This window comes from Leminorella grimontii (genome assembly GCF_039789245.1).
Classification (GTDB): domain Bacteria; phylum Pseudomonadota; class Gammaproteobacteria; order Enterobacterales; family Enterobacteriaceae; genus Leminorella; species Leminorella grimontii.
In genome coordinates, this window is the sequence record NZ_CP146357.1 from 756,760 (window position 1) to 780,481 (window position 23,722).

18 protein-coding genes, 3 tRNA genes and 1 pseudogene are annotated in these 23,722 nt (G+C 56.9%); 10 read left to right on the top strand and 12 right to left on the bottom strand.

Annotated features, from left to right (window positions below; all coding sequences use genetic code 11):
• Nucleotides 1-39 precede the first annotated feature (39 nt).
• Genes ptrA through recD form a run of 3 tightly spaced genes read left to right on the top strand, consistent with a single transcriptional unit; the run spans nt 40 to nt 8,338 of the window.
• The gene (gene ptrA, locus V8L73_RS03610; protein ID WP_347254143.1) at nt 40-2,928 is read left to right on the top strand and encodes a pitrilysin; all 2,889 of its coding nucleotides are present in this window, start codon (nt 40-42) and stop codon (nt 2,926-2,928) included.
• Nucleotides 2,928-6,464 carry an exodeoxyribonuclease V subunit beta gene (recB, locus tag V8L73_RS03615; protein WP_347254144.1) on the top strand — a complete coding sequence of 1,179 codons (3,537 nt, stop codon included), beginning with the start codon at nt 2,928-2,930 and terminating at the stop codon, nt 6,462-6,464. Before ptrA ends, recB begins: the two co-directional genes overlap by 1 nt.
• Nucleotides 6,464-8,338 (top strand): exodeoxyribonuclease V subunit alpha, encoded by a 1,875-nt coding sequence (gene recD / locus V8L73_RS03620; RefSeq protein ID WP_347254145.1) that lies wholly within the window; start codon nt 6,464-6,466, stop codon nt 8,336-8,338. Before recB ends, recD begins: the two co-directional genes overlap by 1 nt.
• A gap of 67 nt (nt 8,339-8,405) precedes the next feature.
• Here recD and V8L73_RS03625 read toward each other — a convergent pair whose 3' ends face one another.
• Together V8L73_RS03625 and argA are read right to left on the bottom strand one after the other, a co-directional pair.
• Entirely contained in the window at nt 8,406-9,395 is a 990-nt protein-coding gene (locus tag V8L73_RS03625) for a siderophore ABC transporter substrate-binding protein (protein WP_261831395.1), read from the bottom strand.
• A gap of 204 nt (nt 9,396-9,599) precedes the next feature.
• Nucleotides 9,600-10,928, bottom strand: coding sequence for an amino-acid N-acetyltransferase (gene argA / locus V8L73_RS03630; RefSeq protein WP_027274287.1), 1,329 nt, complete (start codon nt 10,926-10,928; stop codon nt 9,600-9,602).
• Nucleotides 10,929-11,234: 306 nt separating this feature from the next.
• Here argA and amiC point away from each other — a divergent pair, with 306 nt between their 5' ends.
• Nucleotides 11,235-12,476, top strand: a complete 1,242-nt coding sequence (gene amiC / locus V8L73_RS03635) for an N-acetylmuramoyl-L-alanine amidase AmiC (RefSeq protein ID WP_261831394.1) — start codon at nt 11,235-11,237, stop codon at nt 12,474-12,476.
• Between the two features lie 13 nt (nt 12,477-12,489).
• Here the strand turns inward: amiC and V8L73_RS03640 are convergent.
• The 5 genes and pseudogenes from V8L73_RS03640 to V8L73_RS03660 all read right to left on the bottom strand — a co-directional run.
• Nucleotides 12,490-12,678: pseudogene (locus tag V8L73_RS03640) on the bottom strand (DHCW motif cupin fold protein); the annotation flags it as partial.
• 253 nt (nt 12,679-12,931) lie between these two features.
• On the bottom strand, nt 12,932-13,099 hold the full coding sequence (locus tag V8L73_RS03645; protein ID WP_347254146.1) for a hypothetical protein: 168 nt from the start codon (nt 13,097-13,099) through the stop codon (nt 12,932-12,934).
• 82 nt (nt 13,100-13,181) lie between these two features.
• Nucleotides 13,182-13,258 (bottom strand) — tRNA-Met (locus tag V8L73_RS03650).
• Nucleotides 13,259-13,293: 35 nt separating this feature from the next.
• Nucleotides 13,294-13,370 (bottom strand) — tRNA-Met (locus V8L73_RS03655).
• Between the two features lie 35 nt (nt 13,371-13,405).
• Nucleotides 13,406-13,482: transfer RNA gene (locus V8L73_RS03660), tRNA-Met, on the bottom strand.
• A gap of 216 nt (nt 13,483-13,698) precedes the next feature.
• Here V8L73_RS03660 and mltA point away from each other — a divergent pair.
• Nucleotides 13,699-14,817: a murein transglycosylase A gene (gene mltA / locus V8L73_RS03665; RefSeq protein ID WP_347254147.1), complete on the top strand. Its 1,119-nt coding sequence runs from the start codon at nt 13,699-13,701 to the stop codon at nt 14,815-14,817.
• Nucleotides 14,818-14,846: 29 nt separating this feature from the next.
• The gene (tcdA, locus tag V8L73_RS03670) at nt 14,847-15,656 is read left to right on the top strand and encodes a tRNA cyclic N6-threonylcarbamoyladenosine(37) synthase TcdA (protein WP_027274283.1); all 810 of its coding nucleotides are present in this window, start codon (nt 14,847-14,849) and stop codon (nt 15,654-15,656) included.
• 8 nt (nt 15,657-15,664) lie between these two features.
• Here the strand turns inward: tcdA and csdE are convergent, their stop codons facing one another.
• Together csdE and csdA are read right to left on the bottom strand one after the other, a co-directional pair.
• Nucleotides 15,665-16,099, bottom strand: a complete 435-nt coding sequence (gene csdE / locus V8L73_RS03675; protein WP_347254148.1) for a cysteine desulfurase sulfur acceptor subunit CsdE — start codon at nt 16,097-16,099, stop codon at nt 15,665-15,667.
• A gap of 3 nt (nt 16,100-16,102) precedes the next feature.
• Entirely contained in the window at nt 16,103-17,305 is a 1,203-nt protein-coding gene (csdA, locus tag V8L73_RS03680) for a cysteine desulfurase CsdA (RefSeq protein WP_347254149.1), read from the bottom strand.
• Nucleotides 17,306-17,561: 256 nt separating this feature from the next.
• Between csdA and V8L73_RS03685 the strand changes: the two genes are divergently transcribed.
• The 4 genes from V8L73_RS03685 to rlmM all read left to right on the top strand — a co-directional run bounded on the left by V8L73_RS03685 (nt 17,562) and on the right by rlmM (nt 20,689).
• On the top strand, nt 17,562-17,786 hold the full coding sequence (locus V8L73_RS03685; RefSeq protein ID WP_027274280.1) for a YgdI/YgdR family lipoprotein: 225 nt from the start codon (nt 17,562-17,564) through the stop codon (nt 17,784-17,786).
• A gap of 396 nt (nt 17,787-18,182) precedes the next feature.
• Nucleotides 18,183-19,097, top strand: coding sequence for a transcriptional regulator GcvA (locus V8L73_RS03690; protein ID WP_027274279.1), 915 nt, complete (start codon nt 18,183-18,185; stop codon nt 19,095-19,097).
• Nucleotides 19,098-19,193: 96 nt separating this feature from the next.
• A complete protein-coding gene (locus V8L73_RS03695; RefSeq protein WP_347254150.1) occupies nt 19,194-19,580 on the top strand; it encodes a DUF423 domain-containing protein in 387 nt (128 codons plus the stop codon).
• Complete coding sequence (gene rlmM / locus V8L73_RS03700; protein WP_347254151.1) at nt 19,577-20,689, top strand: 23S rRNA (cytidine(2498)-2'-O)-methyltransferase RlmM; 1,113 nt, start codon at nt 19,577-19,579, stop codon at nt 20,687-20,689. The genes V8L73_RS03695 and rlmM overlap by 4 nt, the downstream gene beginning before the upstream one ends.
• Here rlmM and xni read toward each other — a convergent pair.
• The 3 genes from xni to V8L73_RS03715 all read right to left on the bottom strand — a co-directional run bounded on the left by xni (nt 20,652) and on the right by V8L73_RS03715 (nt 23,605).
• Nucleotides 20,652-21,434: a flap endonuclease Xni gene (gene xni, locus V8L73_RS03705; RefSeq protein ID WP_347254152.1), complete on the bottom strand. Its 783-nt coding sequence runs from the start codon at nt 21,432-21,434 to the stop codon at nt 20,652-20,654. The two genes, rlmM and xni, sit on opposite strands and share 38 nt — an antisense overlap.
• Nucleotides 21,435-21,488: 54 nt before the next feature.
• A complete protein-coding gene (ppnN, locus tag V8L73_RS03710) occupies nt 21,489-22,856 on the bottom strand; it encodes a nucleotide 5'-monophosphate nucleosidase PpnN (RefSeq protein WP_027274275.1) in 1,368 nt (455 codons plus the stop codon).
• An 89-nt stretch (nt 22,857-22,945) separates the two neighbouring features.
• Nucleotides 22,946-23,605: a suppressor of fused domain protein gene (locus V8L73_RS03715; RefSeq protein ID WP_347254153.1), complete on the bottom strand. Its 660-nt coding sequence runs from the start codon at nt 23,603-23,605 to the stop codon at nt 22,946-22,948.
• Nucleotides 23,606-23,722 lie beyond the last annotated feature (117 nt).

The window sequence follows — 23,722 nt, forward strand, 5'->3', positions numbered from 1 at the left end:
TCAACGCCTCGGGGAATGAATCAACAAGAAGGAAACGTCATGCGTAAGCTCTATGTCTCTATTACCGGCGCGCTGCTGCTGTTATTCGGCCTTGCGTCAACGGCGCAGGCGGCCGAGGGCTGGCAGCCAATGCCTGAGAAAATCCAAAAAAGCGAAAGGGACACGCGGGCCTATCAGGCGATTAAGCTCGATAACGGCATGACCGTTTTACTGGTTTCTGACAGCCTGGCCAGCAAGTCGCTGGCGGCGCTGGCGCTGCCCGTCGGCTCGTTGGAAGACCCCAACAGCCAGCTCGGCCTCGCCCACTATCTGGAGCATATGGTGCTGATGGGCTCCAAACGCTATCCGGAGCCCGACAGCATTTCCGAGTTTCTGAAAAAGCACGGCGGCAGCCATAACGCCAGCACCGCGTCTTATCGCACAGCGTTCTACCTTGAGGTGGAAAACGACGCGCTGGCGCCTGCCGTCGACAGGCTGGCCGACGCTATCGCCGAGCCGCTGCTGGACCCGGTTTATGCCGATCGCGAACGTAACGCCGTTAACGCGGAAATGACCATGGCCCGCTCGCGGGACGGCATGCGCATGGCGGAAGTGGGGTCTGAAACGCTCAACCCCGCTCACCCAAGCTCGCGCTTTTCCGGGGGCAACCTCGAAACGCTGAAGGATAAGCCCAACAGCAAGCTGCACGACGAGCTGAAGGCTTTCTACCATCGCTACTATTCCGCCAACCTGATGGTCGGCGTGCTGTACGGCAATCAGTCGCTGGACTCGCTGGCCAAGCTTGCGTCGGAGACCTTCGGGCGCATTGCTAACCGCCAGGCGACGGTGCCGCCTATCACCGTTCCCGTCGTGACGGAAAAAGAGAAGGGGCTGATTATCCACTACGTGCCGGCCCAGCCGACCAGGCAGCTGCGCATTGAGTTTCGTATTGATAACAATGTTTCCCAGTTTCGCAGCAAGACCGATACCTATATTGGCTATCTGATTGGCAACCGCAGCGAAAATACGCTGTCGGACTGGCTGCGTAAGCAGGGGCTGGCCGACAGCATCGGCGCGGGAGCCAACCCGGTGATTGACCGCAACGGCGGCGTGTTCAGCATTGGCATCTCCCTAACGGAAAAGGGACTGGCACAGCGGGATCGGGTTATCGCCGCCGTGTTCGACTACCTGAAGCTCATTCGTAAAGAGGGCGTTCGCAAAGACTACTTTGATGAGATTGCCCACGTTCTGGCGCTGGACTTCCGCTATCCGTCCATTTCTCGCGATATGGACTACGTCGAATGGCTGTCCGACACCATGTTGAACATTCCCATTGAAAACGTGCTGAATTCCGACTATCTGGCCGATCGCTACGATCCCAAAGCCATTGAGGCAAGGCTTGACGAAATGACGCCGCAGGCGGCCCGCATCTGGTTTATCAGCCCGGATGAGCCCCACGACAAAATGGCCTATTTTGTGAATGCTCCCTATAAGGTGGAGAGCATTACGCCCAAGCAAATCTCAACCTGGGCTGCCGATGAGAAAAATCTTCCGCTGCGCTTGCCGACGCTGAACCCTTATATTCCGGACGATTTTTCTTTGGTCACCAAGGCGGCGCCGAAAGACGCCATCCCTTCTCTGGTGCTGAGCGAGCCGTCCGTCAGGGCGTGGGCGATGCCCAGCCGTTATTTCGCCGACGAGCCGAAGGCCTATGTGAATCTGGCGCTGCGCAACGCCAAGGCGCAGGACTCCGCACGGGATCAGGTGCTTTTTTCACTGACCGACTATCTGGCCGGGCAGGCGCTGGCGCAGATTGACTATCAGGCGTCGGTGGGGGGCATCAGCTTCTCTTCTTCCGGCGGCAACGGCATACAGCTTTCTGCCTCCGGCTTTACCCAGCGGATGCCGCAGCTGATAAGCTCGTTGTTAACGCAGTACCAGAGCTTTACGCCGACCGAGGAACAGCTGGCGCAGGCCAAGTCGTGGTATCGCCAGCAGCTGGACGCCGCAGAAAAGGGCAAGGCGTTTGAAGTGGCGTTACAGCCCGTGCGCGCCATCTCTTCCGTACCTTACACCGAGCGCGATGAGCGCCGCGCTCTGATTGACGGGCTCACCGTTAACGACGTGGTTCAGTACCGCAATCGGCTGCTGGAAAGCGGCACGCCGGAAGTGCTTGCGGTCGGCAACATGACGCCGGAACAGGTTAAAGCGTTGGCATTGAGCGTCAGCAAGCAGCTGGGCTGCAAAGGGCAAAGCTGGTGGTATGGTCAAAACGTCGTCGTGGATAAGAAGCAGGCCGCTAACCTGATGAAGGCCGGCAGCAGTACGGACTCCGCGCTGGGGGCGGTATTTATTCCTCAGGGCTATGATGAAGTGCAGGGCATGGCGCGCAGCAACCTGCTGTCTCAAATCGTTCAGCCCTGGTTTTACAACCAGCTGAGAACCGAAGAACAGCTGGGGTACGCGGTTTTCGCCTTCCCGATGTCGGTTGGGCGCCAGTGGGGGATCGGCTTCCTGCTGCAAAGCAACAACCAGACGCCGGCCTATCTGGACGGTCGCTACGAGAATTTCTACCGCCTGGCTAAAGACAAGCTGTCAGCCGTAACGGATGACGAGTTCGCTCAGTACCGGCAGGCGCTGGTCAACGAATTGACTCAGCGCCCGCAGACGCTGGACGAAGAGGCGGGGCAGTACGTGAACGACTTTAACCGCGGTAACGATCGCTTTGATACGCGCGTTCGCATCGTTGAGCAGGTCAAGGCGCTGACGAAGGCGGATATTCAAACCTTCTACAGTCAGGCCGTCATCGATCGCGACGGGCTCTCCGTCCTTTCCCAAATTATGGGGCAGAGCGAGCTGAAAGAGGCCTACGCCAAGCCGGAAGGGTGGCAGGTCTATCCTAACGCGTCTTCGCTACAAAAAACGCTGCCGGTTAGGGCCCAGAAGTAATGGCTAACGGGCTGCCGCAGGCGCTGGAGCCGTTAACGCTTCCGCTGTTTGGCGAGCGTTTGATTGAGGCGTCCGCCGGTACGGGGAAAACCTATACGCTGGCGGTACTTTATCTGCGTCTGCTGCTGGGGTTAGGCGGTGCGGCCGCCTATCCTCGCCCGCTGTCGGTAGAGGAAATTCTGGTCGTTACGTTTACCGAAGCGGCGACGGAAGAGCTGAGAAACCGCATCCGTGAGAATATTCACCGCCTGCGCATTGCCTGCCTGCGGCGGGAGAGCGAAGAGCCGACGATAGGCCGCCTGCTCGAGCGGATAGACGATCCCGACGCTGCGGCCGCCTGGCTGCTGGCGGCGGAGCGCCAGATGGATGAAGCCGCTATCTATACCATTCACGGCTTTTGCCAGCGCATGCTGAGCCAGAACGCGTTTGAGTCAGGTATTTTGTTTGAGCAGACCCTGATTGAGGATGAGCTGCCCCTGCGGCGTCAGGCTGTGGCAGACTTCTGGCGTCGCCACTGCTATCCGCTGCCTTTGCCCGTGGCGTCAGCCATAGTATCCGAGTGGACCGGGCCAGACAGCCTGCTGGCTGACATGTCCCCCTATCTGCACGGCGAAGCGCCGACGCTTCGCCAGCCGCCGACTCAGGACGACATTTTGCAGCGCCACCAGCAGATAGTTGAGCGCATCGACGCGCTTAAGCGCAGCTGGCTTGCGTGCGCAAACGAGCTTGAGCCGCTGATTGTCGCCTCCGGCGTTGACAAGCGCAGCTACAGCAGCCGCTATCTTTCCAACTGGCTGGCCGCCGTCACCGAGTGGGCCGGCCAGGAGACCGTTGACTATCGGCTTCCTGACCCGTTAAAGCGCTTTTGCCAGTCGACGCTGGATGAAAAAACCAAAAAGGGCGAGGCTCCCCGCCACGCTATTTTTACCGAGATCGACCTCATCTACGCCGAGCCGCTGACGCTGCGCGATCTGATTTTAGCGCGAGCGCTGAGCGAAGTGCGCCTGTCCGTCCAGAAGGAAAAGCGTCGGCGGGCGGAGATGGGGTTTGACGATTTGCTTAGCCGTCTGGACTTTGCCCTGCGCGGTGAGGGTGCTGAGGCACTGGCGGCAACGATCCGCCGCCGCTATCCGGTGGCGATGATCGACGAATTTCAGGACACCGACCCGCAGCAGTATCACATTTTCCATAAGGTCTACGGCGGCCGAGACGACACCGGCCTGCTGCTCATCGGTGACCCAAAGCAGGCCATTTACGCATTTCGCGGCGCGGATATTTTTACCTACATGCGCGCGCGCAGCGAAGTAAGCGACCACTATACGATGGACACCAACTGGCGTTCGTCGCAGGCAATGGTTGAGAGCGTCAACCGCCTGTTTGAGCGCCTGCCGTCGCCCTTTGTCTTTGAGCAAATTCCTTTTTTACCCGTAAAGGCGGCGGAGAAAAACCGTTCGTCGGCGTTTGAAATCGGTGGAACGGTTCAGCCGGCGCTCGGGCTGTGGCAGGTGCAAAGCGAGGGCTGCGGCCAGCCGGAATATCAGCAGGCGATGGCGGAATGCTGCGCCGGGCAAATCAGGGATTGGCTTATCGCCGGCCAGCGCGAGGACGCCTGGTTAGTGACGGCTAACCAACGCAGGACGGTGAGCGCATCAGACATCGCCGTTCTGGTACGAACCGGAAAAGAGGCGTCGCTGATGCGCGACGCCCTGAATGCGCTGGGCATCCCGTCAGTTTATCTCTCCAATCGGGAGAGCGTATTCAGCGTTCCGGAAGCTCAGGACATGCTGTGGCTCTTGCAGGCGGTGCTGGCACCGGAACAGGAGAGGGCGCTGCGCGCTGCGCTGGCCAGCAGCCTGTTGGGGCTGGATGCTGCACACATCGACGCCGTTAATCAGAACGAGCGCGAATGGGAAGCGCTGATTGACGAATTCAGCGAGTACCGGCGGGTATGGCAAAAGCGCGGCGTGCTGCCGATGCTGAGAGAGATTATGACTCGCCGCAGGCTGGCGGAAAACCTGCTGGTGACGTTAGGCGGCGAGCGGCGGCTGACGGACGTTATGCACATCGGCGAGCTGCTGCAGGAAGCTTCCCTTAAGCTTGAAAGTGAGCACTCGCTGGTGCGCTGGCTGACGCAGCAAATCGCCAAGCCGAACGATCGGTCGGACAGCCAGCAGCTTCGGCTGGAAAGCGACGCCAGTCTGGTCAGGATAGTGACTATCCATAAGTCAAAGGGGCTTGAGTATCCTTTAGTGTGGCTTCCCTTTATCTGCGGCTTCCGTCAGCAGATGAACGCGCTGTACCACGATCGCCAAACCTTTACGTCGGTGCTCGACCTGCAGCGAAGCGAAGACTCGCTTGCGCTGGAAGAAGAAGAGCGGCTGGCGGAGGACCTGCGCCTGCTTTACGTTGCGATGACGCGCTCCATTTTTCACTGCAGCGTCGGCGTTGCGCCGATTTATTCCCGCGGACGCAGCAAGGGGAACAGCGACGTGCACCGCAGCGCGATGGGCTATCTGCTGCAAAGAGGCGAGGCGGGCGATGCGCGGACGCTGAGCGAGGCGCTGCGGGACTTGGCTCGGGGCGACGCCATCAGGTTATTTAACGTAGATAAGGCCGGCGAAACGCGCTGGCAGCCCGGCAGTGCCTCATCCGAACCGCTGGCCGCGCGCAAATTCTCCTCTCCTCGCCGTGACGACTGGCGGGTGACCAGCTATTCCGGCCTCCAGCAGCAGGGGGGCGGACACCACTACGAGCTGTTGCCCCGCTTTGACGTTGACGCCGCGGGCGAAAAGAGCGACGAGCTCCTGCCCGTTAAAACGCCCCATACCTTCCCCAAAGGGGCCGCTCCCGGCACTTTCCTGCACGGCCTGTTTGAATCGTTTGACTTTACCGAAGGGCCGGAGCCGCTTTGGTTGGCGGAACAGGTAGAGCGGCAGGGGTTGGACGCCGAGTGGTCGCCGGTGCTGCAAGAATGGCTCGATGCGGTGCTGAAGGCTCCTCTGACTGAAGAAGGCGTGCGCCTGTGCGACATTCCCGACCGCGAGCGGCGCGTGGAGCTGCAGTTCTTTTTACCTATCGACGCGCCGCTGGTCGCCGATCGTTTGGACTCTCTGGTCAAGCGCTACGATCCGCTGTCGGTCGCCTGCCCGCCGCTGGAGTTCCGTCAGGTGGAGGGCATGCTGAAAGGCTTTATCGATCTGGTGTTCTGCTGGCAGGGGCGCTATTTCCTGTTGGACTATAAGTCGAACTGGCTGGGGGAGAGCGCCGAGGCCTATACCACAGACGCGATGGCGTCTGCGATGTGCGAGCACCGCTACGACCTTCAGTATCAGCTTTATACGCTGGCGCTCCACCGCTATTTGCGTCATCGCATAGCGGACTATGACTATCAGAAACATTTTGGCGGCGTGCTCTATCTTTTTCTGCGCGGCGTTGAGCCGGGCAAGCCCGGGCAGGGGATTTTTTACTGTCGTCCGGAACCGGCGCTGGTGGAAGGCATGGATGAACTGTTTCGCGTTGGGGAGGTTACGGTCTGATGTGGACGCTGTTGGCTCAGGCGGTTGACGCCGGTTTGTTCAGGCCGCTGGACGTCCAGCTGGCGCGGCTGTTGGCGGGAGACGACGATCCCCGGTTGGCTTTGCTGGTGGCTAAGCTTAGCGCGGAAGCGGGAGATGGCCACGTTTGCCTTCCGTTGGCATCAATGAACAAAGCGTCGCTGTTTTCCGGCCGTCATGACGATCTCGCCGACGCCCTGTGGAGCAAGGCGGGAAACCCAACGGTCGAGGATTTTTTACGAGCCCTCTCGCACTCTCCCGCCGTGGGCGACGGAGAGCAGGCAACGCCGCTGGTGCTGGACGGCGATCGCCTCTATTTGCAAAGAATGTGGCGCGACGAAGGCAAAGTGGCGGGCTTTCTGCTGCGCCGCGGCGCATACGACGGCTGCGCTGACGTCAAAACGCTGCGCCAAACCCTTGACGGCCTTTTCTCCAACGCGTCGCAAGAGGTGAACTGGCAAAAGGTGGCTGCGGCCGTCGCGGCGACGCGCAGCGTGTCGGTGATTTCAGGGGGGCCAGGAACGGGGAAAACCACTACGGTAGCGCGCCTGCTGGCGGCGCTGCTGATGCTTGACGACGCTCACTCCCTGCGCATTGCGCTGGCTGCGCCTACGGGGAAGGCGGCGGCCAGGCTGACGGAGTCGCTTGGCGCCGCCAGTCGGACGCTGCCGCTGACTGACGCGCAGCGTGGGCGCATCCCTTCTGAAGCGTCGACGCTTCATCGCCTTTTGGGCATTCAGCTTAGCGGCACGCGCCTGCGCTACCATGCGCAGAATCTGCTTCATTTTGACGTCATTATCGTTGACGAGGCCTCAATGGTGGATTTGCCGATGATGGCGCGCCTGGTGGACGCATTGCCTTCCCACGCCCGGCTTATTCTTCTGGGCGACAGGGACCAGTTGGCCTCCGTGGAGGCGGGCGCAGTGCTGGGGGACGTTTGTCGATTTGCCGAGCTCGGCTACAGCGCACGACGGGCCGCTCAGCTAAGCGAGCTGACCGGCTACGCCATCGCGCCGGGCGATTCTCCTTTGGCGACAACGGTGAGAGACGGCCTTTGCCTGCTGAGAAAAAGCTATCGCTTTGACCAGGATTCCGGCATCGGCCGCCTGGCGCTGGCGGTGAACCAGGGCGATGGGCGAAGCGCATTGGCCTGCTTTAAGCAGGACCATGGCGATCTTGAGTGGCGTTCGTCCTGCGACGTTGAAGACTATCAGCGCCTTTTAGAGGTTTGCGTAGAAGGGTATCGCGACTATCTGGAGGCGATCGCGAAGCCGGAAAAAGAGGCGCGCGACATACTGGCTCGCTTTAACCGCTTCAGGCTCCTGTGCGCGCTGCGCAGCGGGCCGTTTGGCGTGGAAGGGCTCAACGAGCGCATTGAGCTGATGCTGCAGCGCCGTAAGCTTATCAACCGGCCTGCCGGTGCTGCGGGGCTTTGGTATTCAGGTCGACCGGTCATGGTTAATCGCAACGATGCGTCGCTGGGGCTTTATAATGGCGATATCGGCATTGCTTTTCACAACGAGGAAGGGGAACTGCGGGTTCACTTTCAGCTGCCGGACGGTTCCATTAAGTCCGTTCCCCCCAGCCGACTGCCGTCGAGCGAAACCGCCTTTGTGATGACAGTGCATAAATCCCAGGGATCGGAGTTTGACCATACGGTTTTAGCCCTGCCCGAACAGTATACGCCGCTGCTGAGCCGAGAGCTGGTGTATACGGCCATCACCCGGGCCAGAAAGCGGCTGACGCTGTTTGCCGCACAGCCGGTGCTGATGTCCGCTATCGCTACGCCGACCGAGAGGCGCAGCGGATTGGCGGAGAGGTTGGTGAAAGGGGATACTGGAACGTCTGCGGCTTGAGCGTAAAGAAAAGCCTCTCTAGAGCGTAAACAGAGGCTTTTTTGTTTTATGAAGCCAGGTGGCGCGTTTACTGAATTGCGCGGCTGACTTCATCCAACTGCAAGCTCAGGCTTTCCAACCCGCCGCCGGAGAGATACCAGAGGTCGGGGCGCAGATAGACGATTTTGCCCTTGCGAAACGCGCCGGTTTGGCGGATTTGCTCATTTTCTTCCAGCAGCGCGCGATCCATCTTGCCTTCGCCTATGGCCTCGTTGCGATCGACGACAAAAATTACGTCGGGATTTTTCTCGGCGATATAGTCGGGCGTCGCGGCCTGACGCCCTTCGGTTAACCCTTCATCGGCGTGCTGCAGGCCGACAATTTGATAGACCACGGCCGCGTAGGCGTTAGAGTTAGAAGCAGAAAGCTTGCCGTTGTAGTGAACCAGCACCATCGCTTTTAAATGGGCGGATTCAGCCTTAATTCGAACGTCGGCGATCTTTTTATCCAACACCGCCAGGCCGTTTTCTGCTTCGGCCTCTTTGTTGAAGATCTGTCCGATCGTCATTACGTTTTTCTTAATCGAGCCCAGATAGTGCTTGGCGTCAAGGCTGAGGTTAACGGTTGGCGCGATGCCGTTAAGCGCTTCAAACGACTTGCTTTGGCGGCCGCTGATGATGATAAGGTCGGGCTTCAGCGTTCCCAGCGCCTGAAGGTCCGGCTGCTTCATGCCGCCGGCGTTTACGATGTCCGTCTTGGCGTATTCCACCAGATAGCCGGGCAGATTTTTCTTCGGCAGCGCAGCGATGCCTTCTACCTTCAGCGCGTTCATCGTATCTAATGCGCCAAAGTCGAATACGGCAATGCGGGACGGCGCTTTTGCAACGCGAACGGAACCCTGCTCGTGAGTAATGACTTTCCCGCTTTGCGCCGGAGGCTGGGTTTCCTGCGATGGGGTCGTCGGCGTAGGAATTGGCGCAGGCGTCGGTTCTGGTGGCGTCTCTTGCGTTTTTTGATCGCAACCCGCCAGGATGCCAAGGGCCAGAGCGAACGCTGGCAGCAGCAGATTTTTTTTCATCGATAGGCCTTATGCGGTTGAGCTTATTTGTTGAAAATATTGTAAGTATAGAACGCTATCAGTGTATCGAAGTTGGTTTAGCTCATCAATGTAAATGAATATTGTTATCATTTAATGTGTGGCTATTCGCGCCAGGTGAAGAAATAGAGCGCCGCCGGACAGAGGCCCGGCGAGAGAAATAAATTAGAAAGGGAGAACGAGCGCTTAAAGCGGCGTCACCAAAATCTTCGAGCGTCGCTGGTAGTTGTACAGCGCCTGCTTTTTCATCGGCAGGGAGTCGATGTCTGCCGGTTGGAAACCCCGCTCCTGGAACCAGTGAATGCTGTGGGTTGTCAGAACAAACAGCTTTTCAAGCCCCATCAGGCGCGCCTGGGCGCTGATTTTTTCCAGCAGGATTTCGCCCCTTAACGAATTGCGATATTCGGGATGAACCGCCACACAGGCCATTTCGCCGATCCGCTCTTCCTGAAAGGGGTAAAGCGCCGCGCAGGCGATGGTCATGTTGTCCCGTTCGATAATAGTGAACTTGTCTATCTCAATCTCAAGCTGCTCTCGGGAGCGGCGAACCAGAATGCCCTGTTGTTCCAGCGGCCTAATAAGCTCCAAAATGCCGCCGATGTCGTGGATCGTCGCTCTGCGCACCTGTTCTGCGCTTTCCATTACGATTTGAGTACCGATGCCGTCGCGGGAGAAAAGCTCCTGCACCAGCGCGCCGTTTTCCTGATAGCTGATGAGGTGGCAGCGGCGCACGCCGCTGCGGCAGGCCTTAATCGCGCCGCGCAGAAACCTGACGGTGCCGGACTGAAAGTCGCCCTGCGCTTCACGGCGCTCGAGGCAGGCCTGTGCGTCGTTAGGAAACAGCTCGGGGATGATTTTGCCGTTCTCGTTTTCAACGCCCTGAGAAGAACAAAAGCCGATCATTTTCTCTGCCTTCAGCTTAATGGCCAGCTGAGTAGCGATTTCTTCCGACGTCAGGTTAAAGCTTTCGCCGGTAACGGAGACTGCAACCGGGCCAAGCAGGACGATAGCGTCGTTGTTTAGCTGACGGTGAATAGCCTCTTCGTCAATGCGCCGTATGCGGCCGCTGTGGCAGTAGTCTATGCCGTCGTCTACGCCCAAAGGTTGGGATATAACGAAGTTGCCGCTGACGACGTTGATATGCGCGCCCTGAAGCGGCGTATTGTTCAGGCTCATCGACAGGCGGGCGGTGATGTCCAGCTGTAACCTTCCCGCCGCCTGCTTAACCAGCTCCAGCGCTTCGGCGTCGGTGACGCGAGTATGCTTATGATATATTGAAGGCTTATTATGCAGGGCCAGGCTGGCGTCGATTTGAGGGCGTGCGCCGTAGACCACCACCAGGCGGATACCCAGGCTGTGGAGCAGGCCGATGTCGTTAATGATATTACAGAAGTTCTCATGCTCGATAGCTTCGCCGCCCAGCATGATGACAAAGGTTTTTCCCCGGTGGGTGTTGATATAAGGAACCGAGTGCCGAAAGCCTTCGACCAATTCAGTGCTGCGTTCCTTCATGATAGGGCCTCTTGCATAATAATTCGATTTTTGTGTATTTTTATTCCATTTGGCGCGACAAGGCAAGCGGAATATTTACCATTATGCGGTTTTGATATATTTCAACGGCGAGGTAATGACGGGATGCGGACTGAGCCAGCTTGAACGATACGTGCTAATTATCGGCGCGTTTGGTGTAGTAAGCGTGCAAAAGGCCCTATAACACGCAACTGATGCGTGACAGCGAAGCCGCTCTTCGGTAGAGTTTTACGCCAGTTTTATTCGTTCTTATCATTGCACAGTATCGCACAGCTTTATTTACGGAGAATCATGTCCAGCTCTGAGCCCAATTATTTACGCCGCCGTTTATTGCAAGGAGCCGCAGCGACGTGGTTGTTGAGTGTCAGCGGCGTAGGCATAGCGGCCTCGTTATCTACCGTTGTCGCCGTTCGGGTATGGCCTTCGTCGACCTATACCCGTATTACGCTGGAGTCGAACGTTCCCCTAAAGTATAAGCAGTTCTCGCTGTCTAACCCTAACCGCCTGGTTATTGATATTGAAGACGTACAGCTTAACAGCGTATTGAAGGGCGTTTCCTCGCAGGTACAGCAGAGCGATCCCTACTTAAAGCTGGTGCGCGTCGGGCAGTTTGATACTAAAACCGTGCGGCTGGTGCTTGAACTCAAGCAAAATATTAATCCTAATCTGTTCACCCTTAAGCCGATCGCCGAGTTTAAAAACCGCCTGGTGGTCGATCTTTATCCCGCCAACGGCGGCTCTTCAGAACCTGACGATCCGCTGCTCGCTCTGCTTAAAGAGTATAACCAGGGGGCGCTGGAGAAAGACACGCCGGCTCAGGCCCCTCAGGCCGGGAAGGTGGGTAAGGACAGGCCGCTGGTCGTGATGCTGGATCCAGGCCACGGCGGCGAAGACCCTGGCGCCATCGGCAAGCGCGGAACGCGTGAAAAAGACGTGGTGCTGCAAATTGCCCGCCGCCTTCGAACGCTGCTTCAAAAAGAGAAGGGCATAAAGGTCTATATGACCCGCAACGAAGACGTCTTTATCCCGCTTAAGGTGCGGGTTGCGAAGGCGCGCGCCCAGAGGGCGGATCTGTTTATCTCTATTCACGCCGATGCGTTCACCAACCGCTCGGCTCGAGGCTCTTCCGTCTTTGCGCTTTCAACGAAAGGGGCGACCAGCAGCGCGGCGAAGTATTTGGCGCAAACGCAAAACGAAGCCGACCAGATCGGCGGGGTAAGCAAAAGCGGAGATCGCTATCTCGACCATACGATTTTCGATCTGGTCCAGACGGCGACCATCAGCAGCAGCCTGACCTTCGGTAAAGAGATCCTGGGCAGGATGGGCAGGATTAACAAACTGCATAAAAATAAGGTCGAGCAGGCGGGCTTCGCGGTGCTTAAAGCGCCGGATATTCCCTCAATCCTGATTGAAACCGCGTTTATTTCCAATCTGGAAGAGGAGCGGAAGCTGCGAACGGCCAGTTTTCAGCAGCAGCTGGCCGAGTCTATTCTGGCGGGTATTAAAACCTACTTCTCATCGATTAAATACTAGGCCGAGTCCACATTCAGTCTACGATAAACAGGCGCGCTCCTGTCTCCGTGCGGGAACGATGCGCCTCGGCGTTATCCCCTACCTGATAGCTTGTCCCCGGCGTGAGCGTAACGACCGTTCCGTCTTCAAGCTCGGTTTCCAGCTCGCCGTCAAGGCACAGCAGGACGTGGCCCTTTTTACACCAGTGGTCGGCCAGATAGCTTAGGCTGTGTCCCGTAACTGTACGCGGATGGCGCTGGCGGTCATTTTTACGCAGAGCAAGGCGCGAGCGGTGAGGTTTGGCGGGCCCAAATAAGCCGCGAGTAACACAGCGCTGCGTAAAAAGGACCCCAGCCCTTCGGGACGCGTGCCAAAAGGGCGTACTCTTCGTTGTCGCACTTGGGCATAGGCCCGCTATGCCCTGCGCACTCCACCTTGATTACGCCCTTTTGGCTCAGCGTCGCCACCGCGGACAGTTACGGGACACAGCCTAGTGTATATTCCACCATGCGAACGCGAATGAGGCTTCCTTCCTCGCCAAAGGTTTGGGTTTGCCAATAGGCTTTACCGGTTATTCCCGGATGCTCGGTTTTTTCAATAAACTTCCAGTCAACGGTGGAAAAAGAGAAGGGTGACATGTGCATAAAGGAACTCGACGTTAGTGAAAGGTAACGTTAAGCATAGCTGAGCGGAAGAAAAGGACAGAAGAAATAAATAAATGGGAATTGGTTGCGGGGGCCAGATTTGAACTGACGACCTTCGGGTTATGAGCCCGACGAGCTACCGGGCTGCTCCACCCCGCGTCCGACGTACTTACGATCGCTTACTGCTATAAGATTGGTTGCGGGGGCCAGATTTGAACTGACGACCTTCGGGTTATGAGCCCGACGAGCTACCGGGCTGCTCCACCCCGCGTCCGACGTACTTGCGATCGCTTACTGCTACGGAATTGGTTGCGGGGGCCAGATTTGAACTGACGACCTTCGGGTTATGAGCCCGACGAGCTACCGGGCTGCTCCACCCCGCGTCCGTAGGAGGCGCATAATACTCTCTGTGACTCAGGTTGCAAGTTATTTTTCTTTCTCGTAGCAGAAAAGGGCATTTATTTTTTACTAACGATTAACTTTTCGCCATTTTTTACCGTGCGCGCTCCGGCGCTGATTTTATCCCGCGCTTCCTTTATACTGTGCGCTTTATAGCGGTTTGAATCGCCGATTCGGCGGTGAATAAGGTGAGCGGTAAAATGAATGGACGTTGGGTTAAGTATCTCCTTGGTGGCGTAATTATTGCCCTGCTGGCGGGCTGTGAGTCTCGGCCAACCGACAGAGGGCAGCAGTACAAAGACGGAAAGTTAACGCACCCTTTTGAGCTGGTGAATAACCCTAACGCCAAGAACAAGCCGGTCAACGGCAAAGATTTTGCCCAGCAGGTTTATGAAATAAGCCAGTCTTCCCCTTCGCTGTATGAACGAAATCGCGATACCTACCAAGCTATTTTCCAGTGGATGGTGGCCGGCGCAGAGGGGCAGCAGCTGTCCCAGTTCAGCCTCGACGCCTATCAGATGGAGGGCGTCGATAACTACGGCAACGTCCAGTTCACCGGCTATTACACGCCGGTTATTCACGCGCGGCGCACCAAGCAGGGCGAGTTTAAATATCCGCTTTACGCCATGCCGAAAAAGAGCAAGAAGATGCGCCGCCTGCCCGATCGCAAGGCCATCTATAACGGCGCTCTGGACGGGCTGGGCCTTGAGCTGGCCTACAGCAATTCCCTTGTCGATAACTTTATGATGGAAGTTCAGGGCAGCGCCTACGTCGACTTTGGCGACGGCACGCCGCTGGTGTTTTTCGCCTATGCGGGTAAAAACGGCCGCGCCTACCACAGCATAGGCAAGGTGCTTATCGACCGAAACGAAGTGCCTCGCGAAGAGATGTCGATGCAGGCCATCAAACGCTGGACGGAGCAGCACAGCGAAGCGCAAGTGCGCGAACTGTTAGAACAGAACCCTTCCTTCGTTTTCTTTAAGCCAAGACACTCCGCGCCGGTGAAGGGCGCCAGCGCCGTGCCGCTGATAGCCAAGGCCTCGGTTGCGTCGGACAAGACGCTAGTCCCCGCGGGAAGTACGATCCTGGCCGAAGTTCCCCTGTTGGACAATCAGGGCAAGTTTACCGGGCAATATGAAATGCGTCTGATGGTGGCGCTGGACGTCGGCGGTGCGATTAAAGGCCACCACTTCGATATTTATCAGGGCATTGGCGATGAGGCCGGGCACTGGGCCGGATTCTATAACCACTACGGTCGGGTATGGGTGCTGAGTTCGCCGAAGGACGCGGGCGCATTAGTCTCACCGGCGGATAAATAACGGTTTTGCTATCGATGAACGAGGTTGCTATGTCCACCGCCTATTCCGACGCCTATTTTCAACGCTTTAGCGGAATTGCTCGCCTGTACGGCGAGAGCGCGCTGGCGCTTTTCTCTCGTGCTCACGTGTGTGTGATAGGCATCGGGGGCGTAGGTTCCTGGGCTGCTGAAGCGCTGGCGCGAAGCGGTATTGGCCAAATTACGCTGATTGATATGGACGACGTGTGCGTAACGAACGTCAACCGGCAGATCCACGCGATGAGCGCGACGGTCGGTCAGCCGAAAGGGGAAGTGATGGCCGAGCGGATCCGTCAGATCAATCCGGAATGCAAAGTAGCCTATATTGATGATTTCATTACCGTCGATAACGTTGCGGAGCACCTGGGTGCTGGCTATGACTACGTGATTGACGCCATCGACAGCGTGCGCCCCAAGGCGGCGCTGCTGTCTTACTGCCGGCGCTATAAGATCCCCGTGGTGACGACCGGCGGCGCGGGCGGGCAAATCGATCCGACGCAAATCCAGGTGGCCGATTTGGCCAAGACGATTCAGGATCCGCTGGCGGCCAAGCTGCGCGAGCGCCTTAAGAGCGACTTTGGCGTAGTGAAAAACGGCAAGGGGAAGCTCGGCATTGACTGCGTGTTTTCAACCGAACAGCTGGTCTACCCGCAGGCGGACGGCAGCGTTTGCGCCGCTAAATCCAGTGCCGAAGGGCCCAAGCGTATGGACTGCGCTTCCGGCTTTGGCGCAGTGACTATGGTGACGGCGTCGTTTGGCTTTATCGCCGTTTCTCATGCGTTAAAGAAGATGATGGCAAAAGCAGAGCGGTTAAAAGGCTAAAATTACGGCTAAACGTAGCTCTGCGCCGCGTTCTTAATGGCGCCAACCAGCGCGTCCAGCCCCTGTGAACGCGATGCGCTGAGTTGGCCATATAATCCAAGCTCGTGAAACAGTCGCATCAGGTCCAGCGCCAGAATTTGCCGCGGCGTCTTTCCCTCTATCTGTACAAGTAAAACGGCCAGAATGCCCTTCACGATGCGCCCGTCGCTGTCGCCATAGAAGTGCAGCGTGCCGTTTTCATTGAGCCGATGGCCCAGCCAAACCCTGTTTTCACAGCCCTTAAGTTCAAGATGCTGCTGCTTTAGCGATTCGGGCAGCGGCGGCAGCTTTTTGGCTAACAGGATAAGCTGACGGTAGCGCTCTTCCCACGATGCGCAGGCGTCAAACAGCGCGCGCAGCGCCTCGGCGTCGATTTCGCTACCGAACGGGTGTGATGACGGCATGACTTACTCCAAAATTTCAATCGCATAGCGCAGAGCCTGATAAAGGCGCTCTACGTCTTGAGGGCTGTTATAGGGGGCGAACGACGCGCGAACCGCACCGTTCACGCCGATGGCGTCCAAAAGCGGCTGCGCGCAGTGCTGGCCGGCGCGCACCGCGACGCCCTGTTCCGACAGCAGCGTGGCCAAATCGGCATGGTGAAAGCCCGCAATATTGAATGACAGCAGGCTGCTGCCCGGCACGCTGTAGCTAATAAAGCCGGGAATAGAAGCCAATTTTTCACAAGCCGATTGAGCAAGCGAGCCGGCATAGCGCTCGGCCTCTGCCATATTCTGCTCAGCAAGCCAGGCCAGCGCGGCGCCGGTGCCGATAACGCCGGCGACGTTAGGCGTCCCGGCTTCAAACCTTTCGGGAATGCCCCGGGGAATAAATCCGCTGAAGTCGGCGTGGCTCAGCATTTTCCCGCCGCCCTGCCAAGGATCCATCTCCGCCAGCAGCGCTTCTTTGCCATACAATACGCCGATGCCGGTAGGGCCGTAGAGCTTGTGGGCGGAGAACGCGTAGAAGTCGATGCCCAGAGAATGTACGTCGGGCCGCGCGTGCACAACGCCCTGCGCGCCGTCAACCACCACTACGGTACTGTTGGCGTGGGCCAGAGAGATAGCCCTTTTCAAATCGGGACAGCCGCCGGTCACGTTGGACATCTGGCTGATGGCCAAAATGCGAGTGCGTTGGTTTAACAGTTCAGGCAGGCGCGTAAGATCGGGCTGATAGCGTTCGTCCAGCGGCAGTTTTACCACTCGAGCGCCGGTTTGGGACGCGACCATTAGCCACGGGATCAGGTTAGCGTGGTGTTCAGCCTCGGTAACGATGATTTCATCACCGGCGCCAAGGCGAGGACGCGCATAGCCTTGAGCTACCAGGTTGATGGATTCGGTGGCACCCTTTGTCCAAACGATGCTCTCTGCCTTTGTAGAACCGATAAACGCCGCCATGCGGGTGCGGGCCTCTTCATACAGCGCTGTCGCTCTACGTGCGGCAGGGTGGGCGCTTCGATGCACCGTTGCGCCGTTGTGGCGATAGTAGTCGTCCTGCGCGTTGATAACGGCGTCGGGCTTAAGAGCCGTCGCCGCGCTGTCGAGATAGCAGGCGTTTTCCCTCAGTGCGGGAAACTGTTGGCGAAACTGTACGGGGTCAAACGGTGTCATGGCGTCTATCTATAATGCCCGCAGGCCAGAACGTAATAAGTGAAAGTGAGGGAATTGTACTCTGTGAAGGGGAAGAGCGCAGCACACATTGCTACCTAATTTGTTTGCAGTTGGGCGTTTTTCAGAAGATAGTTAGGCAGTGTCTTGCCTGCGTGTACAATGATGAGGCTCGGACAAAAAAGATATACCGAGTATATAATTAAGAAGACAGTTGGCCCTAGCGGCCTACGACCCGTTTAACCGAAAGGAAGAGTTTATGAAGCGTTTTGTTTTTTCCTGCGCCGCCCTGTTGATGCTGTTGGGCGTTGCCGGTTGTTCCAGCCACTATGAGCTGACGATGCAGGACGGCACTAAAGTGATCACCGTCGGCAAGCCTTCTTTAGACGAAAGCACGGGGATGGTAACTTACGAAACTCGATTCGACGGCGAAAAGCAGGTTCCCCAAAGCGAAGTCAAAGAGTACGTGAAAAAGCCGTACTGATCCGCTTCACGCCTTGCGCCATCGCGGCGTAGGGCGTTTGGATAAAAAGGCAAAAAAAAGCACCGCCTTGGCGGTGCTACATAAACACTATGTGACAAATAGGGTAAATGTTCAGAAATAATCGTTAATCCTATGAGATAGGAAGCTAACGACCGCGCCCGACACTCGCCAGGCAAATTAGCAAACACAACATCACAACCACAAAGCCAAAATGCGCTTTCGCTTAAAAACGCACTTTCGTTCCGGCTCAGGAAGTGGGCACACTATAGGTATTTGCTGGCGCATCTACAACGGACAATTTATAATGCATCGCATTAGAAAAACTAATGTATATACCGCCGGGTGAAGCCCCTCTTCCGATTGCGCGGATCGGGGGCGAAAAACAACGCTGATACTATGAAACGATTACCACCTCTTAACGCGCTGCGCGTGTTCGACTCTGCGGCAAGAAACCTAAGCTTTACTAAGGCTGCAGAGGAGCTCTTTGTTACTCAGGCCGCGGTTAGCCACCAAATAAAGTCGCTGGAAGACTTTCTCGGACTGAAACTTTTTCGCCGCCGCAACCGCTCGCTTTTGCTGACGGAAGCCGGGCAAAGTTACTATTTAGATATAAAAGAAATTTTTGCGGCGCTAAACGACGCGACCCGAAAACTGCAGGCGCGCAGCGCGAAAGGCGCGTTGACAGTGAGTCTGCCGACCAGCTTCGCCATTCAGTGGCTGGTGCCCCGCCTGAACGGTTTTCACAGCCGCTATCCGGGGATCGACGTGCGGGTTCAGGCCGTCGATCGCGACGAGTGGAAAATGTCTGACGATGTGGATGTCGCCATTTTTTACGGCCGAGGGAACTGGAGCGGCCTGCACGTTGAGCCGCTGTATGCGGAATACCTTATCCCGGTTTGCGCGCCTTCGCTGATGATGGGAGAAAACCGGCTGACGTCGCCCGATATGCTGGTTCACCATACGCTGCTGCACGACGCCTCAAGGCGCGACTGGCAGGCTTATATTCGCCAGCTTGGCATATCAAACATCAATGTTCAGCAAGGGCCGATTTTCAGCCATACGGCGATGGTGGTGCAGGCCGCCGTGCACGGGCAGGGCGTTGCGCTGGTCAACAACATGCTGGCGCAGGCGGAAATTGAATCCGGTCGCTTGGTTTGCCCATTTAATCAGGTGCTGGCCAGTAAGAACGCGTTTTATTTGGTATGCCATGAAAGCCAGGTTGATTTGGGAAAGATCGCGTCTTTTCGAGAGTGGATCCTGGCGGTAGCCGCCGACGAGCAGAAAAGCGTCCATCTAAGCTACGCCGAATAAACCTGCCAACCTGCTAAATTTGGCGCAATAGGGTGATTTATGCTGCCGTTTATCGGTAGAATCTCACGAATTTTTTATCAAGAAGGGCACAGGCTTATGAAAGGGCGCTGGATTCTGATTTTTGCCGCCGTCAGCGGTTTTATTTTTGTTTCTCTGGGAGCGTTTGGCGCACACGGCCTGAGTAAGATCCTGGACGTCAAGCAGATGGCCTGGCTTAAGACCGGCCTTGAATATCAGGCTATCCACACGCTGGCGATTTTAGCTTTGGGGATAGCGCAAGGGATAAAAGAGTGCGTATGGCTCTATCGCAGCGCGGCGTTTATGGCGCTCGGCATCGTTTTATTTAGCGGTAGCCTCTATTGGCTGGCGTTGACCACGACAAAAATCTGGCCCTACGTGACGCCGCTGGGCGGTTTTTGTTTTCTCATCGGCTGGGCGCTGCTGCTGGTAGGTGCCTGCCGCTTTAAGAGGGATGCCTCGTGAATAAAGTTGCTTTATACTGCCGCCCCGGTTTTGAAAAAGAGTGCGCGGCTGAGATTGTCGAGCGCGCAACCCGCCTTGAAATTTATGGATTTCCCCGCGTTAAGGACAACTGCGGCTATGTCATTTTCGAATGCTACCAGCATGATGATGCGGAGCGTTTGATTCGAGAATTGCCCTTCAACTCCCTGATTTTCGCCCGGCAAATGCTGGTGGTCGGCGACTTGCTAAAAGACCTGCCGGTGGATGATCGCGTGACGCCCATTGTTGGCATGATTCAGGGGGCGATAGAGAAAGCGGGCGAGCTTCGGGTAGAGGCCCCCGATACGAACGAGGGCAAAGAGCTGCTCAAGTTCTGTCGTAAGCTGACGGTACCGCTGCGCCAGCGGATGCGGGCGGACGGCGTGCTGTTGAATCGGGAGAACCATCATCGCCCCGTCGTTCACGTCTTTTTTATCGCCAGCGGCTGCTGCTATGTGGGCTACTCCTACAGCAATAATAATTCTCCGTTCTTTATGGGCATTCCCCGGCTGAGGTTTCCGGCCGACGCGCCCAGCCGCTCAACCCTTAAGCTGGAAGAGGCGTTTCACGTATTTATCCCCGCCGACGAGTGGGAGGAGCGCTTGGCCAGCGGCATGCGCGCGGTAGATCTGGGCGCATGCCCGGGCGGCTGGACCTATCAGCTGGTGCAGCGCAGCATGATGGTGGAAGCGGTCGATAACGGTACGATGGCGCAAAGCCTGATGGATACCGGGCAGGTGGCCCACCGTCGTGAAGACGGCTTTCGCTTTACGCCGACGCATGCGACGACTAACTACTGGGTGGTGTGCGACATGGTAGAGAAGCCTTGGCGGATTGCGATGCTGATGGCCGACTGGCTGATTAACGGCTGGTGTCGCGAGGCTATTTTCAACCTGAAACTGCCGATGAAAAAGCGCTATGAAGAAGTGAGCCACTGTCTGGAGGAGATAGACAAACGCCTGAAGGAGAATGGCATTAATGCTCAAATTCAGGCCAAGCAGCTTTATCACGACAGGGAAGAGGTGACGGTGCACGTTCGCCGAATTTGGAGCGCTATTCCTGGCCGTCGCGACGAACGCGAGCGCCGCTAAAGCGCAGATCCTGCAGGTTGCCCCGAAGCGGAACGTCCCGCTTTAGGGCGGCCAGTTCTCGGCAGAGAAACGCCTGCTCTTTTTGTTCCACCAGCTTGTTTCGCCACTTTTGCGGCACCTCTTCTATTCGTCGATAGGCTTCTTCAAGCGTGCCGAACTGATTGAGGATAGCCGCTGCGGCCTTAGGGCCGATGCCCATCACGCCTGGAATTTTACTGCTGCTGATGCCGGTAAGTCCCCAAAAATCCACGAGCTGAGCGGGGATGACGCCGAATTCCTGTTCTATAAAGGGGACGTCCAGCCAGCGCTTTTGAAAGTAGTCGCGTATGCGCAACGTCGGCGCCAGCAGTTGGCAATAGCCCTTATCCGTAGACACAATGGTGACCTGATGGCCCTGCTGGCTTATGCGATAGGCTAGCGCAGCGACGACGTCGTCCGCCTCATCTCCCTCTGAACGCCAACAGGCTACGCCGCTTTGAGTAAACGCTTCTTCAATCTGCTTTAATTCCTGACTGAGCGACTCGGGCATGGTGACTCTGCCCGACTTATAGTTTGGAGAAAGCCGGTGCCGCCAGCTCTGCTTTCTTTCCTCATCGTCGAAAACGGCGACCGCGTGCGTGGGGTTTGCGTGTTGAATGAGCTGTTCAAGAGCGCGAACGCAGGCGGGGACGCAGGGGGAGCCCTGAACGGCGTGAATGCGGCGTATCAGGTTTAAAGCGTCAACGATGAGTAGGTTAATGGGCACGGCGTTTTCCTTTTGGCCGCCAGCGACGCGCGTTGGCGGCAATTAACGACAGTCTTAGGTGCAGATTTCGTAGCAGGGCGTGTAGGCAGAGCCCGGTAGCTTCATGCGGTGCTGGGCAACGAAGCCCTGCAGCAGCGTGTCCATATGGCGCATCATCTGCGGATCGCCGTGGATCTTGTAGCGTCCGTACTGCTCAATAGCCTGAATGCCCACGTCCTTCACGTTGCCCGCGACGATGCCGGAAAACGCCCGGCGAAGCGCGGCGGCCAGCTGCTCCGGCGGTTGATTCGGATACAGGTTCAAGCCCGCCATATTTTCGTGCGTAGGCTCGAACGGGTGCTGTAAGTCAGGAGCGATTTTGAGCGACCAGTTGAAGCTGTAAGCGTCGCCGTTAGTCTTGCGGCACTCTTTAACCGCCGACATGCCGTGTTTCATTATGCGGGCGACTTCCTTCGGATCGTCGATGACGATGGTGTAGTGGTTGCGCGCTCGCTCGCCCAGCGTATTGAGAATAAAGTTGTCCAGCACGTGGAAATAGTCGGCGCTTTCCTTTGGCCCCGTCAGCACCAGCGGCAGAACCTGATCTTTGTTTTCCGGGTTCATCAGAATGCCGAGCAGATAGAGCAGCTCTTCCGCCGTACCCACGCCGCCGGGGAAAATGACGATACCGTGGGCGATGCGTACGAAGGCCTCAAGGCGCTTTTCGATATCCGGCATAATGATAAGTTCATTAACCAGCGGATTGGGCGGCTCTGCGGCGATGATGGACGGCTCCGTCATGCCGATAAAGCGGCTTTCTTTGTACCCTTGCTGCGCGTGGCCGACGGCGGCGCCCTTCATCGGCGCTTCCATCGCGCCCGGCCCGCAGCCGGTGCAGATGTTCATTTTACGCAGCCCGAGCTGGTTACCCACCTTGCGCGCGTAGAGATACTCGGTTTCGTTAATGGAGTGGCCGCCCCAGCAGACGACCATATTAGGTTCTTCACCTACGTGGAGCGACCGCGCGTTGCGCAGGATGGCGAACACCAGGTTGGTCAGGTGGACGCTGCTTTCAGGATCCAGACGATGATGCCTGTAGGCTTGGGTTATTTGCCCGTGGACAAACAGGATGTCGCGCAGTACGGCGAACAGGTTGGACTGTATTGAATGGATTAGCCGCCCGTCGACAAAGGCGTCCTCCGGCGGGTTGATAAGCTCAAGCTTGATGCCGCGCTCCCGGCGCAGGATGTTGATGTCAAACGTCTTATAGCGGTCAAGCAGCTCTTTGCTGTTGTCGGTTTTGCTTCCCGCGTTCAGCGCGGCCAGCGCGCAGTTGCGAAACAGGTGGTACAGGTTGCTGCTAGCGGTTTTCTTCAGCGTATCGACTTCAATTTGCGACAGCAGGTCCATAGAACCTAAAGGGGGGCTAATGTGCGTAATCAAACTTGTTTCCTTAACGTTTCTGCGGCTTCATTCAAGGACAGAAGCCTGATTCGTAATGCAAATCGTGACTTGATTGTGTCATCGGCAGCTTAAAGGTAATTCTTCGTTCTGCCCATGTCGGTAATGAGGTCGGGATTGTCCTGCTTCATGTTCTCAATGAGCTGATGGACCTTCTCCGGCGTCTCTTTCACTTGCTGAAACTCCACTTCGGTAATGCCGACGAGCTGGAGGAATTCCAAACGACCGTAAAGCGAGTCTCTAGGCGCGATCTCCGTATCCGGCACGACAAGCAGGGCGGTTATCTTCGACGGTTCGCCGATGTGGATAGACTCTCCGCTGCCACCGATATATTGATAAGGCTCAAAATAGCGCTTTGATGTAAAAGTATAGCGGGCAAGGTTGGAAAGCATGTTGAGCGCCCATTCGCACTCTCGCGCCTCTTTAGCGGGGAGCTTGATAGTCATTTCATAGCCCCACTTGCTGAACTCGCCGCCCAGCGCTTCTTCGTCGGCGTACAGCTGAGACATACCGTAAGTGACGATGTGTCTGTAGCCTTTGGGGGAAGCGAACAGGCTGTAGCCGTCAAGGTACTGGTCACCGCCGAACGTGGCTCTGCTGGTCATTTCCGTGCCGTAGTGGTCGGGGTTTTGTTCGCCATAGATTTGCGAAAAACCCAAATCGATTTCATCCCAGCCGGGAGCCCAGCTCTCGTCCTCTTCGACGTTTTTCCTGAACGTTGCCAGATCCATTCACTTTCTCCTTGAAGATTTCGCTTTCAGCCCGTTATTTATCAGAAAAGGCGCGGCCGTTTAGTTAAATAAAAGGTTACTTTACCCGCGTTATGGACACGGTTCACGTAAATAGTG